General features: G+C 67.3%; 12 protein-coding genes. 3 read left to right on the forward strand and 9 right to left on the reverse strand.

The features are described from left to right. Window position 1: 1 nt before the first annotated feature. The 5 genes from trmD to ffh all read right to left on the reverse strand — a co-directional run bounded on the left by trmD (window position 2) and on the right by ffh (window position 3,081). Window positions 2–721: a tRNA (guanosine(37)-N1)-methyltransferase TrmD gene (trmD, locus tag BS74_RS06035; protein WP_038056967.1), complete on the reverse strand. Its 720-nt coding sequence runs from the start codon at window positions 719–721 to the stop codon at window positions 2–4. Continuing rightward, complete coding sequence (gene rimM, locus BS74_RS06040; RefSeq protein WP_038056970.1) at window positions 722–1,210, reverse strand: ribosome maturation factor RimM; 489 nt, start codon at window positions 1,208–1,210, stop codon at window positions 722–724. It lies immediately after the preceding gene. Between the two features lie 20 nt (window positions 1,211–1,230). Then, window positions 1,231–1,449, reverse strand: a complete 219-nt coding sequence (locus BS74_RS06045; RefSeq protein ID WP_038056973.1) for a KH domain-containing protein — start codon at window positions 1,447–1,449, stop codon at window positions 1,231–1,233. A gap of 66 nt (window positions 1,450–1,515) precedes the next feature. Beyond that, entirely contained in the window at window positions 1,516–1,770 is a 255-nt protein-coding gene (gene rpsP / locus BS74_RS06050; protein WP_038056977.1) for a 30S ribosomal protein S16, read from the reverse strand. Window positions 1,771–1,776: 6 nt separating this feature from the next. Further along, entirely contained in the window at window positions 1,777–3,081 is a 1,305-nt protein-coding gene (ffh, locus tag BS74_RS06055; protein WP_038058939.1) for a signal recognition particle protein, read from the reverse strand. A 206-nt stretch (window positions 3,082–3,287) separates the two neighbouring features. On the opposite strand from ffh, the gene mgtE reads away from it, so the two are divergent. The 3 genes from mgtE to BS74_RS06070 all read left to right on the forward strand — a co-directional run bounded on the left by mgtE (window position 3,288) and on the right by BS74_RS06070 (window position 7,345). Further along, entirely contained in the window at window positions 3,288–4,628 is a 1,341-nt protein-coding gene (mgtE, locus tag BS74_RS06060; protein ID WP_038056981.1) for a magnesium transporter, read from the forward strand. 4 nt (window positions 4,629–4,632) lie between these two features. Continuing rightward, window positions 4,633–5,901 carry an ADP-ribosylglycohydrolase family protein gene (locus BS74_RS06065; protein WP_038056983.1) on the forward strand — a complete coding sequence of 423 codons (1,269 nt, stop codon included), beginning with the start codon at window positions 4,633–4,635 and terminating at the stop codon, window positions 5,899–5,901. 208 nt (window positions 5,902–6,109) lie between these two features. Next, window positions 6,110–7,345 (forward strand): YncE family protein, encoded by a 1,236-nt coding sequence (locus BS74_RS06070; RefSeq protein ID WP_038056985.1) that lies wholly within the window; start codon window positions 6,110–6,112, stop codon window positions 7,343–7,345. Here BS74_RS06070 and queA read toward each other — a convergent pair. From queA to BS74_RS06090, 4 genes are read right to left on the reverse strand one after another with little or no spacing between them, the layout of a single operon-like run. Next, window positions 7,335–8,369, reverse strand: a complete 1,035-nt coding sequence (gene queA, locus BS74_RS06075; RefSeq protein WP_038056986.1) for a tRNA preQ1(34) S-adenosylmethionine ribosyltransferase-isomerase QueA — start codon at window positions 8,367–8,369, stop codon at window positions 7,335–7,337. The genes BS74_RS06070 and queA overlap by 11 nt on opposite strands. After that, on the reverse strand, window positions 8,366–8,902 hold the full coding sequence (locus tag BS74_RS06080; RefSeq protein WP_038056987.1) for a LabA-like NYN domain-containing protein: 537 nt from the start codon (window positions 8,900–8,902) through the stop codon (window positions 8,366–8,368). The genes queA and BS74_RS06080 overlap by 4 nt, the downstream gene beginning before the upstream one ends. An 11-nt stretch (window positions 8,903–8,913) precedes the next feature. Beyond that, window positions 8,914–11,499 carry a phosphoenolpyruvate carboxylase gene (locus tag BS74_RS06085; protein ID WP_038058941.1) on the reverse strand — a complete coding sequence of 862 codons (2,586 nt, stop codon included), beginning with the start codon at window positions 11,497–11,499 and terminating at the stop codon, window positions 8,914–8,916. Then, on the reverse strand, window positions 11,496–12,254 hold the full coding sequence (locus tag BS74_RS06090) for a TIGR00282 family metallophosphoesterase (protein ID WP_038056989.1): 759 nt from the start codon (window positions 12,252–12,254) through the stop codon (window positions 11,496–11,498). The genes BS74_RS06085 and BS74_RS06090 overlap by 4 nt, the downstream gene beginning before the upstream one ends. Window positions 12,255–12,410 lie beyond the last annotated feature (156 nt).

The following is a 12,410-nucleotide window of genomic DNA, read 5'->3' on the forward strand; positions in this document are numbered from 1 at the left end:
TCTAGCCCTCCCGGTCCATTTCCGCAAGCCAGAGGACCTCGAGGGGCCCAAGCCTTGCCTCCCGCACCAGCTCCGGCCTCACGGCAAGGGTCTTCCGCAAGGCTTCCCGCCTGCGCCAGCGATCCACCTCCGGGTGGTTTCCCGAAAGGAGCACCTCGGGCACCCCAAGCCCCCGGAACACCGGCGGTCGGGTGTAGTGGGGGTGGTCCAGAAGCCCGCGGACGAAGGAATCCCTCCGGTGGCTTTCCGGATCCCCGATCACCCCAGGGATGAGCCGGGCGGTGGCCTCCAGCACCGCCAAGGCCGCCACCTCCCCCCCCATGAGCACAAAGTCCCCGATGCTCAGGGTGCGGGTCACAAAGGCCTCCACCCGGGCGTCAAACCCCTCGTAACGCCCGGAAAGGAGCACCAGGTGCTCTTTCTGGGCCAGTTCCTCCGCCACCCTTTGGGTAAAGGGCTCCCCCGCCGGGGAGAGGAGGATCACCTCGTCCGCGGGGAGGACCGTTTCCAAGGCCGCCACCGCCACGTCGGGGCGGATCACCATCCCCGCCCCGCCGCCATAAGGGGTGTCGTCCACGGTGCGGTGCCGCCCCAAACCAAAGGCCCTGAGGTCCACCACCTCCACCTGGAGAAGGCCCCGCTCCTGGGCCTTTTTCAGGAGGGATTCCGAAAGCCACGGGCGTATGAGCCCGGGGAAAAGGGTAAGGATGCTGTAGCGCATTCAGTCAAAGAGGCCGGGGATGGGCTCCACGTGGATGCCCTCCACCCCCACCCGCACGTAAGGGGCCTGCAAGGGAACCAGCCGCTCCCTTTGGTCGCGAAGCCTTTCCCCGGTCCCGCGGATCACCAGGACATCCTGAGCCCCCGCGTCCAGGATGTCCACCACCTCCCCCACCTTCACGCCCCCCACGTAAACGGGAAGGCCGATGAGGGCAAAGTAGTAGTACTGGCCCTCCTCGAGGGGCGGAAGCTCCTCCACCTCAGCGTACACCCGGAGGCCCACCAAGGGCTCGGCCAGCTCCCGGCTGGAAACCCCCACCAGGTGGACCACCAGCTCATCCCCCACCTGGTAGAAATCCTCCAGGGCCCGCCAGCCATGCCCCTCCACGTACACGCGTTCCAGGTGAGCCACCACGGGCTCACCGCGGAACTTCAGACCCCCCCGTAGGGCATAAGGGGCACCAAACCGGCCGATCTCCACCAGGCGCATCCCCTCCCATTATGCCACCTTTAGCGCACCTCCACCCCCACCTTGCGCTTGGCGTAGGCCCGCACCAGGGTACGGATGGACTCGATCACCCGGCCCTGCTTGCCGATAAGCCGGCCCTTGTCCTCAGGGGCCACCTCCACCACGTACACCGGCCCCTCGCGGGTGCGCCTCTCCTGCACCCGAACCCGCTCCGGCTGGTCCACCACGCTCTTGGCCAGGTACTCCACCAGGTCCTTCATGGCTCCATGCTAAGGCAAAGGCGCCGGGCGACAAAGCGCACCGGCGCCGTCCGCACGGCCTAGGCCTTAGCCTTCCTTCCGGAAAACCCCCGCCTCCCGGAGAAGCCTCCGGGCGGTGTCCGTGGGCTGGGCCCCCACGGAGAGCCAGTACCTGGCCCGTTCCACGTCCACCTTGAGCCACTCCGGGGTGGTCTTGCGGGGGTCGTAGTAACCGATCTTTTCAATGTACGCCCCATCGCGCTTCCTACGGCTGTCGGTCACCACGATGCGGTAATGGGGGTTGTGCTTGGAGCCAAAGCGAGAAAGCCGGATCTTGACCATTCTTCCTTACCTCCTGAACATTCCCATGAGTCCCCGGCCCTTGTTCTTCTCCAGGGACTTCATTAGGGCCTTGGTTTCCTCAAAGGCCTTGATGAAGCGGTTGATCTCCTGCACGCTGGTGCCGCTTCCTTTGGCGATGCGCTTGCGCCGCGAGGCGTTTAGGATCCGGGGGTCTTTCCGTTCCTCGGGGGTCATGGAAAGGACAATGGCCTCAAGGCGCTTCAGGGCCTTGTCGTCCACCTGAACCCCTGCCGGCAAGGCCTTGCCCACCCCAGGCAGCATGGCCAGGAGCTCCGAGAAGGAACCCAGGCGCTTCAGGTTTTGCATCTGCTTGAGGAAGTCCTCCAGGGTGAGCTCCTTGGCGGGCTTGGGGGCCTCCGCCTCGAGGCCCGCCGCCCTCACCCTTTCCGCCAAGGTGGCCACGTCCCCCATGCCCAGGATCCGGCTCGCCAAGCGGTCCGGATAGAAAGGCTCCAGGCCCTCGGGGCGCTCGGAAACCCCGGCGAAGTAGATGGGCTTCCCCGTCACGTGCCGGGCGGAAAGCGCCGCCCCGCCCCGGGCATCCCCGTCCAGCTTGGTGAGGATGAGGCCCGTGACCCCCACCCTCTCGTCAAAGGCCTTGGCCACCCCCAGGGCCTCCTGGCCCGTCATGGCGTCCAGGACCAGAAGCACCTGGTCGGGGTTCATGGCCTCCTTGAGGCGGGCCAGCTCGGCCATGAGGGGCTCGTCGATCTGCAGGCGTCCCGCGGTGTCCACCAGGATGAGGTCCCGCGCCTCCACCCTGGCCTTCTCCCCCACCCGGCGGCGGATGGACTCGGGGCTTTCCCCGTCCATCACCTCCAGGACGGGCACCCCCACCTTCTCCCCCAGGAGGCGGAGTTGCTCCCGGGCAGCAGGGCGCTGGGTATCGGCGGCCACCAGGAGGGGCCTCCGCCCCTTGCCCTTGTAGAAGAGGGCCAGCTTGGCCGCGGTGGTGGTCTTGCCGGAGCCTTGCAGGCCCACCAGGAACCAGAGGTTCTGGTCCTTCAGGGTGGGGAAACGGGGCTCGCCCCCCAGGGCCTCCTTCAGGGCCTCGTAGACCGTGGCCAGGACCACCTCCGCCGGGGTCAGGCTCTCCAGGACCTTCTGGCCCAGGGCCTTTTCCCGGACGCTTTCCACAAAGGCCTTGGCCACCTCCAGGTTCACGTCGGCCTCCATAAGGGCCCGACGGATCTCCCTGAGGGTGGCCCTCAGGTCCTCCTCGGTGATGCGGCCCCGGCCCCTTAGGCGGTCAATGGCCTCCTGCAGTCTCCCCGCTAGCTTGGCAAACATGCGCCTCCCGGCCACCAGGCCGGGCCTTAGGATAGGGCACACCCCTTGAGCGTGTCAACCTCAATTTTTCCCACATTTCTAGTGGGCACGGTTGACGGGCCGGACCGGGACCCCTAGGCTAAGAAAGGTATGTTAGGGGCTTTGCCCTCGAGTCCTAGGCCCTGAAGGCCGCCCCAGGCGGCCTTCAGCGGGAAAGGAGGCCGCCTGTGGAGACCACCCTTTCTCCCCTACGCCAAGCCCTGCAAGAAGGCGACACCCTGAAGCTGAAGGGGCTCCTGGAGGAAACCCATCCCCAGGACCTCCTGGCCGTGTGGGATGACCTCGAGGGGGAACACCGCTACGTGGTCCTCACCCTCCTCCCCAAGGACCGGGCGGCGGAGGTTTTCGCCAACCTCCCCGCGGAGGCGCAGGCGGAGTACCTCAAAACCCTCCCCCCCTGGCGGGTGCAGGAACTCCTGGAGGAGCTCTCCCTGGACGACCTGGCCGACGCCCTCCAGGCGGTGGAGGAGGAGGACCCGGTGTTGTTCCGCCGCCTGAAGGAGGCCCTGGACCCCGAAACCCGGGCCGAGGTGGAGGAGCTCACCCGGTACGAGGAGGACGAGGCGGGGGGCCTCATGACCCCCGAGTACGTGGCGGTGCGGGAGGACATGACCGTGGAGGAGGTCATCCGCTTCCTGCGCCGGGCGGCCCCCGATGCGGAAACCATCTACTACATCTACGTGGTGGACGAAAAAGAGCGCCTCAAAGGGGTTTTGTCCCTGCGGGACCTGATCGTCTCCGACCCCAAGACCAAGGTGGCGGAGATCATGAACCCCAAGGTGGTCCACGTGCGCACGGACACGGACCAGGAAGAGGTGGCCCGCCTCATGGCCGACTACGACTTCACCGTCCTGCCCGTGGTGGACGAGGAGGGCCGCCTGGTGGGCATCGTCACGGTGGACGACGTGCTGGACGTCTTGGAAGAGGAGGCCACCGAGGACATCCACCGGCTGGCCGCGGTGGACGTACCGGACCTGGTCTACAGCCAAGCCTCCCCCATCGCCCTATGGCTGGCGCGGGTGCGCTGGCTGGTGATCCTCATCCTGACCGGCATGATCACCAGCTCCATCCTGCAGGGGTTTGAAGACCTTCTCCACGCCGCCACCGCCTTGGCCTTCTACGTGCCCGTACTCTTGGGCACCGGGGGCAACACCGGGAACCAGTCCGCCACCCTCATCATCCGCGCCCTGGCCACCCGGGACCTGGACCTGAAGGACTGGCGGCGGGTCCTCCTCAAGGAGGGGACGGTGGGGGTCCTATTGGGCCTCACCCTGGCCCTTTTACTGCTGGGTAAGGTTTTCCTAGACGGCAATGCGTTCCTGGCCCCAGTGGTGGGCTTGGCCCTCTTCCTCCTGGTGTTCTTTGCCAACATGGTGGGCGCCATGCTCCCGGTGGTGCTCAGGCGCCTCGGGGTGGACCCGGCCCTGGTTTCCAACCCCTTGGTGGCCACCCTTTCGGACATCTCGGGCCTCCTCATCTACCTTTCGGTGGCCCGCTTGCTTCTTTAGGACGATGCGCCTACGCATGGTGGTGGAATGGAGCAAGGGAAGCCCCCTCCGCTACGCCTGGAAGGAGGAGGGGCTCCAGCTGGTGGGGGAGGAGGAGCCCGCCCCGGTGAACTACGGCCTCATCCCCGGCCTGATCAACCCCGCGGACGGGGAGGAGGTGGACGCGGTGTACCTGGGCCACCCCCTCCCCCCAGGAACCTGGGCGGAAGGGAACCTCTTGGGCATGGTGTGGCTGGCCGATGGGGACCATAAGCTCCTCCTGGGGGAAGGCCCGGGCCTCGAGGACCTTCCCTCCCTCCTCGCCTGGTTCGCCCCCGCCCGCCGCCCCACCCTCCTGGGCCCCAGGGAAGCCCAGGCCTGGGTGGAGGAGTTGCAGGGACTCCAGGACCGCTACCTAGGGGCCATGCTGGGCCTGGCCGTGGGGGACGCCCTGGGGGCCCAGGTGGAGTTCCGGCCCAAAGGGAGCTTTCCCCTGGTGGCAGGCATGGAAGGGGGCGGACCCCACCACCTCCCCCCGGGGGCCTGGACCGACGACACCAGCATGGCCCTTTGCCTGGCGGAAAGCCTCCTGGAAAGGGGATTTGATCCCCAGGACCAGATGGAACGCTACCTGCGTTGGTACCGGGAGGGCTACTTGAGCGCCAAGGGCTACCCCTTGGGCATCGGGAACGCTACCCGGCGCGCCCTGGAGCGCTTCGCCCGCACAAGGGACCCCTTCTGTGGGGACGAGGAGGGGGCAGGCAACGGCCCCCTCATGCGCCTAGCCCCCTTGGTCCTGGCCTACCGCCAAAGCCCCGGACTCCTAGACCTGGCCCACCTCTCGGCCCGCACCACCCACGGGGCCAGGGAGGCCCTGGAGGCCACGGCGGTCCTGGCCTGGCTCCTGAAGGGGGCCCTGGAGGGGGTCCCCAAGGAGGAGCTCCTGGAGATGAAACCCCTCCTTTCCTGGGAGCTCCACCCCGCGGTGCGCCGGGTGGTGGAGGGAAGCTTCTGGCATGAGCCCAAGGAGGGGTCAGGGTACGCCCCGGCGACCCTCGAGGCCGCCCTTTACGCCTTCGCCACCACCTCCTCCTTCCAGGAGGGCATGCTCCGGGCGGTGAACCTGGGCGGGGACGCGGACACCGTGGGCGCGGTCTATGGCCAGCTGGCGGGCGCCTACCACGGCAAGAAGGCCATCCCGGATGCGTGGCTCAAGCCCCTTTTCCTGCGGGAAAGGATCGAGGCGCTAGCCCTGGACCTCCTCCGGGCCAGCCGCAGGCCCGCCCTCCCCTAGCCCCCCCATTGGGGCATGGGCCAAGACAGACCACCCAGAAAGGCTTTGGGAATTGCCCTTTTTCCCAGCATGTCGGTCGCGGACGAAGCCTTTAGCCTAAGGCACCCTGAGGCACACAGGGGCGCTTACATAACAAGAAACTTATCCATATACCCCTGTGCACTTTATGTTCAACGGTATAGACTGGGGGTTCAAACAGGGAGGGCATATGAAAACAGACCGGAGAACGCTTCTTAAGCAAGGTGCGGCCCTTTTGGCCTACGGCGTGGTCTCCCGCGCGGCGAGCCAGTCCGCCCCGGCACCGGTGTGGTCCCCTTACGTGGTCTACCTGAACGCCAACGCCAAGGCCTTCTTGGTGGACACCCGCTCCGACGAGGTGGTGGCCACCCTCCCCACGGCCAAGGGCGCCACCTTGGGGAGCATGACCCCGGATGCCCGCAAGGTCTACGTCTCTGGGGCTGGGGAGGGGGAGACCCGCGTGGTGGTCCTGGACCTGGAAAGGCGCCAAGTGGCCAAGGTCCTGGAAACGGGCAACCGCCCCAAGCACGGTCTGGTGAACCCCCAAGGCACCCTGGTGGGCGTGGACCACTGGGGCCTCACCGAGGGGAAGCTACGTTTGGCCTTCCTCCGGGTGGAGGACGACAGCCTGCACAAGGTCATTGAGATTCCCGTAAACAACGCGCCCAAGGGGGTGACCTCCATGCACAACGCCTGGAGCCTGGACGGGCGGTACTTCTTCTCCATGGACCGGGTGGACGACCGGCTGGTGGTGGTGGACACCCAGACCTGGGAGGTGGAAACCCACCCCGCCCCCAGCGTTCCCCACTACCCAGTGGTGAGCCCCAACGGGAAGGAGCTTTGGTTGGTGCACGAGGGCAACGACAAGGTACGCCCTGGCATCGCCGTATACGACCTGACCCGCCCGGGGAGGCCCATCACCCACCGCATGGACATGCCCCTCATAGGGGAAGAGGCCGTGGAAGCCCACCACGGGAACTTTACCCAGGACGGCCGCTTCTTCCTGGCCCTGAACCGGGGGCCGGGCAACAACCTCAAGGGCCGGGAGGTGGCCATCTTCTCCACCGTTACCAAGCGGCTCGTCCATCGGCTCACCTGCGCCAGCACCGGGGTGGGGCATACCTACAACACCCCCGACGGACGCCGGGCCGTGGTAACCAACTACGGCAACAACGTGATCACCATCCTTGACCTGGTGGGCCTGCGCACCGTGAAAGACCTGGTGGTGGGCAAGGGGCGCATGGGGCACGTGGCCTTTACCCCGGATGGCCGCTACGGCTACCTGTCCAACGCCGACGGGAACCTTTACAAGTTGGACATGGCCCGCCTCGAGGTGGTGAAGACCATCCCCACCGGCGAGACCTCGGGCGGCGGGCAGGTGCTGAACGTCTGGACCAACGTCTTTGAGGAGCTCCCTAGAGGATGAGCATGGCATCCCCTAAGGAGTAGAAGCGGTACCGCTCCGCCACCGCAAGCCGGTAGGCCTCCATGGTCTTTTCGTAGCCCAAAAAGGCCGCCACCAGCATGAGGAGGGTGGAGCGGGGCAGGTGGAAGTTGGTGAATAGGGCGTCAATCGCCCGGAAGGTGTAGGGCGGGCGGATGAATAGCCGGGTCTCCCCCGCCCCCGGCACCACCCCCTCCCCCTCCCGGTAGGCGCTTTCCAAGGCCCGGACCACGGTGGTGCCCACCGCCACCACCCGCCGGCCCTCCTCCTTGGCGCGGTTGATGGCTTCCGCGGTTTCCTCGGGGATCTCGTAGGGCTCGGGGTGCATCTCGTGCTTTTCCGGGTCCCCCTTCACCGGACGGAAGGTGCCAGGGCCCACGTGCAGGGTGAGGAAGCGAAGCTCCACCCCCATCCCCCTTAGGCGAAGGAGGAGCTCCGGGGTGAAGTGGAGGCCAGCGGTAGGGGCGGCCACGGAACCCGGGCGGTTGGCGTACACGGTCTGGTAGCGTTCCGGAGGGATTTTGGCCCTGATGTAGGGGGGCAGGGGCACCTCTCCCACCTCCTCCAGGTGGGCCAAGAGGTCCCCCTGGAAGCGAAGGAGCCGCACCCCCTCCCCCTCCATCCCCACCACCTCCGCCTCCAGGCCCGGAACCTCCTGCAGGTCCCGAGGGGAAAGGAAGCGGAGCCGGGTGCCGGGCTTAGCCTTCCGGGCCGGCCCCACCAGGGCCTCCCAAAGCCCCGGGGCCCGCTCCCGCACCAAGAGCACCTCCACCCTGCCCCCCGTGGGCCTTCGGGCCAGGAGGCGGGCGGGGATCACCTTGCTCTCGTTGAAGACCAGGACATCCCCCGGCAGGAGGTACTCAGGCAAGTCCCGCACCTGGCGGTGCGCCACCGCAAAAGGCCCCTCCCGGTGGACCACCAGCATCCGGGCCCAATCCCGGGGCTCCACCCCCTCCTGGGCGATGAGCTCCGGGGGGAGGTGGTAGTCAAAAGCCTCCAGGTTCATCGCTCGGGGTTTTTGGGCTCCATGAAGGCCCCAGGGATCTCCGGAAGGTGCACGAAGCGGTCCACGGCGTCAATCAGCTTCTGGGCCGTGGTCTCCCGGAAGGCGATCACCTCCACCCGGATGCCCCGCTCCATGAGAACCTCGAGGATCTCCACAAAATCCCCATCCCCGCTTCCCAGGACCACCACGTCCAGGTAGGGCATGAGCCGCACCATGTCCGCGGCGATGCCCATGTCCCAGTTGCCCTCGTAAATGGGCCTCCCTCCCTCGCCCAGCTCCTTCACCGTGAGGTACATGCGCCGCACGCGGTAACCGATGGTGGAAAGCTTGTAAATGAAGGGCCAGGCGGAGGTGTCCCCCTCCTTCTCCACCACATAGGCGGTGGCCCGCACCAGGCGCCTCCCCCCCACGGCAAAGCGGAGGAGGCTCTCAAAGTTCACGTTGCGCTCGTAGTAGTCCCGGGCAGAGTGGTAGAGGTTCTGGGTGTCCACGAAGACCCCCACCCGCTGGTCAGGATGCTGGCCGAGCTCCATCGGCCACCATCTTACCCCGCGTTTCGGAGGCCCGCCGCCACCCCCAGGAGGGAGAGGAGAAGGGCCTTCTTCAAGGCCTCGTCCTCCCGGCCCCCAGGGGCGCGGTAGCGGCGGAGGAGCTCCACCTGGACAAAGTTGATGGGGTCCACGTAGGGGTTGCGCAGGGCGATCTGCCGCTCCAAGGTCCGTTGGTTGTGGAGGAGGGGGGCCTGGAAGATGCTCTCCAGAAGCGCCACCGTCCTCTGGTACTCCTGGGCGATGCCGTGGAAAAGAGGATGGAGCCTTTCCGGCACCAGGCGCAGGTACAAGGCCGCCACCCTCACGTCCGCCTTGGCCAAGGCCATGGCAGCGCTTTCCAAAGTGGTGGCAAAGAAAGGCCAGTCCCGGTACATGCGCCTTAGGAGGTCCAGGGGCAGGATCTCCAGGGCGCTGAGCCCATACCACCCGGGGAGGAGAAGGCGCACCTGGGTCCAGGCCATCACCCAGGGGATGGCCCGGAGGTCCCGGATCTCCCGCACCCGGCCGTGCCGGTAGACGGGGCGGCTGGCGATGGGGAGTTCCCCGATCTCCCGGATGGGGGTGAGGGCTTCAAAGAAGGGAAAGAAGCCCTCCTGGGCCAAAAGGGCCCGGTAGCGGCGCACGCTCTCCTCCCCCGCCCGCCAGAGGGCCTCCCGCCACTCGGGTTTGGGTTCCACCCCCTCCCCTAAGGCCGCCTGGGCGAAGTGGAAGAGAAGCTGCTCCAGGTGGCGCACGGCCAGCTCGGGATGGCTGTACCGGTCCGCCAGGGCCTCCCCTTGCTCCGTGAGCCGGATGCGGTGGCCCACGCTCCGGGGAGGGAGGCTGGCGATGGCCCGGCCCGCGGGCCCACCCCCCCGGGCGGTGGAGGTGCCCCGCCCGTGGAAGAAGAAAATGGGCAGGCCCACCTCCTCCCCCACCTGGGCCAAGGCCTCCTGGACCTCATACAGGGCCAGGTTGGCGGCCAAAAAGCCCGCATCCTTGTTGGAATCGGAGTAGCCGATCATGACCTCCACGCCGCCCCGCTCCCGGGCATGGGCCGCGAACACGGGGTTGTTCAGGAGGCGGCGGACCACCTCCGGGGCCCGGCGTAGATCCTCCAGGGTCTCAAAGAGGGGCACCACGTCAAAGGGCAGGGCGCGCCCGGGGCGGTAAAGCCCCACCTCCCGCGCCAGGAGGAACACCGCCAGGATGTCCGCCGGATGGTGGGTCATGGAAACCACGTGGGCCCCCTTGTCCCGCCAGGCCCTAAGGGCCCCCAGGGCCACCCGCAAGGCCTGGGTTTTGGGCTCCTCCCCCACGGGCAGTAGGGGCCGGGCGCTGGCCAGCTCCCTGGTGAGCAGCGCCTCCCTCTCCTCCGGGGAAAGGGAGAGGAAGCCAGGATGGACACCCCCCACGGCCAGAAGCTCATGGACAGCCTCCAGGAGCTTCTGGGACTCCTCCCTCAGGTCCAAGGGGGCAAGCTCCAGGCCGAAGGCGAGAAGGCGGACCTCGAGGGGGCGGAAAAAGGAATGGGCCACCTGCCCTAGGCCCACCGTGGCCAACCCCTCCTCCGCCATCCGCAGGGCCCTCAAAAGCTCCTCGGTGCTCACCTCTTCCCTTTCCAGCCGGGCGTAAAGCTGGGCAAAGAAGCGGCGGTAGGGTTCGCCGGGAAAGCGTTCCACCCCCTCTCCCCCCTCCCGGATCCCCCGGGGGGCCGGCACCTTGGTTTCGGAGAGCGAGAGGTCCCGCACCAGGTTCTCCAGCTCCTGTAAGAACCGTTCCCGGGCCACCTGGCGGGCGTAGCGGCCGGCGAAGGCGGTCACCTCTGGGGTGACGAAGGGGTTGCCATCCCGGTCGCCCCCGATCCAGCTCCTAAAGCGCACCGGGCTCTTCAGGCGGGGCCGTCGGCCATACACCTGCTCCAGGGCCGCCTCGAGGCCCTCCACCAACCTGGGCACCGCCCGCCAGAGGGTGGTGGGCAGGTAGTAAAGCCCCCCCTTGATCTCGTCCTCCACCGCGGGCCTGGCCTTGCGCACCTCCTCGGTGGCGTAAAGCAGGGCCACCCTGGCCGCCAAACGGGCCTGGTCCTGGGCCTCCAGCTCCTCTTGTAGCCTTTCCAGATGATACCTTAGGGTCCGCCGGCGGGTCTCGGTGGGATGGGCGGTGAAGGTGAGCCATAGCTCCAGGCGGTTCAGGTGGGCCTCCACCGCCTCGAGGGAAAGCCCCCTTTCCTTCAGGGCCTGGGCTAGGGCCAGGAAGCCCTCGGGCCTGGGGTTTTCCGGGGTTTCCGCCTGGGCCCTGAGCCGGTTTACCCGCACCCGGTGCCTTTCCTCCGCCAGGTTCACCAGGTGGAAGTAATGGGTAAAGGCCCGCACCAGGGCCTCCGCCTCCTCCAGGGAAAGCCCCTCCACCCGCTTTAGGAGGAGGGCGCTCGCCCCCTCGTCCCCTTGCCGCCGGGCCTTGGCAAGGAGGCGCACCTCCTCCACCAGGGCGAAAAACCGCTCCCCCGAGACCGCCCGAATGGCCTCCCCCAGAAGGCGGCCCAAAAGGTCCACCTCCGCCCGCAACAGTTCAAAGGAGTCCTCCTTTCCCCGCGTCAAGGCTCCTCCCACACGTAAGGGCCTATGGAAGCCCCCTTGCCCCCCTCCAGAACCAGCTCCGTGGCGTGGAAGCGGGCCTTTCCCTGGGCCGCCCTAAAGGGCTGGGGCCTACCCGTGAGAAAGCGGGCCAAAAAGGTCTCCACCTCCCCCCCGATGATGGACTCGTAGGTGCCGGTCATGCCCACATCGGTTTGGTACAGGGTTCCCTTGGGCAGGCGCATGGCGTCCAGGGTGGGCACGTGGGTGTGGGTGCCCAGCACGGCGGTAACCCGGCCATCCAGGTAGTGGGCCAGGGCCATCTTCTCGCTGGTGGCCTCGGCGTGCACCTCCACCAGGATGTAATCCGCGCTTTCCTGGGCCAAAAGGGCATCCAGGGCGCGGAAGGGATCGTCCAGGGGATCCATGAAGATGCGGCCCATCACCTGCACAAAAAGGAGGCTCTCCCCCCCTGCGCTTAGCCGCCACCAGCCCCGCCCTGGGGTACCCGGGGGGTAGTTGAGGGCCCGGACCACCGGTTCCCTCTCCAAAAGGTCGTAGACCTCCTTGTGGTCCCAGGCGTGGTTGCCCAGGGAAACCAAATCCACCCCCGCCTCGCGCAGGATGCGGTAGGAACGGCGGTCCAGCCCCTTGCCCTTGGCGGCGTTCTCCCCGTTGGCTATGACCAGATCGTACTGATCCCGGATATCCGGCAGGTGGAGGCTCACCGCCCTTAGGCCGGGCTCGGCCATCACGTCGCCGATGAAAAGGACCCGCATGGGGGCATTATACGCACCCATGCGGGCTTCTTGCGGGTCAGCCCACCTTGATGTAGGCGTAGCCCTTGGCCTGGAGCTCCCCTAAGGCCCCCACCCCCGAGGGCACCCATTTTAGGGGTATCCGCGCGCCAAGGGAAAACCCAGCCCCTTGGGTAG

The sequence above is a fragment of the Thermus amyloliquefaciens genome (assembly GCF_000744885.1).
Classification (GTDB): Bacteria; Deinococcota; Deinococci; order Deinococcales; family Thermaceae; genus Thermus; species Thermus amyloliquefaciens.

Coding starts and splice junctions, on each gene's coding strand:
- queA (WP_038056986.1), bottom strand. CDS start 8,369: ATGAACCTGGAGGCTTTTGACTACCACCTCCCCCCGGAGCTCATCGCC.
- BS74_RS06080 (WP_038056987.1), bottom strand. CDS start 8,902: ATGGAGCTCGGCCAGCATCCTGACCAGCGGGTGGGGGTCTTCGTGGAC.
- BS74_RS06045 (WP_038056973.1), bottom strand. CDS start 1,449: ATGAAGGACCTGGTGGAGTACCTGGCCAAGAGCGTGGTGGACCAGCCG.
- BS74_RS06065 (WP_038056983.1), top strand. CDS start 4,633: ATGCGCCTACGCATGGTGGTGGAATGGAGCAAGGGAAGCCCCCTCCGC.
- BS74_RS06070 (WP_038056985.1), top strand. CDS start 6,110: ATGAAAACAGACCGGAGAACGCTTCTTAAGCAAGGTGCGGCCCTTTTG.
- ffh (WP_038058939.1), bottom strand. CDS start 3,081: ATGTTTGCCAAGCTAGCGGGGAGACTGCAGGAGGCCATTGACCGCCTA.
- rimM (WP_038056970.1), bottom strand. CDS start 1,210: ATGCGCCTGGTGGAGATCGGCCGGTTTGGTGCCCCTTATGCCCTACGG.
- BS74_RS06090 (WP_038056989.1), bottom strand. CDS start 12,254: ATGCGGGTCCTTTTCATCGGCGACGTGATGGCCGAGCCCGGCCTAAGG.
- rpsP (WP_038056977.1), bottom strand. CDS start 1,770: ATGGTCAAGATCCGGCTTTCTCGCTTTGGCTCCAAGCACAACCCCCAT.
- trmD (WP_038056967.1), bottom strand. CDS start 721: ATGCGCTACAGCATCCTTACCCTTTTCCCCGGGCTCATACGCCCGTGG.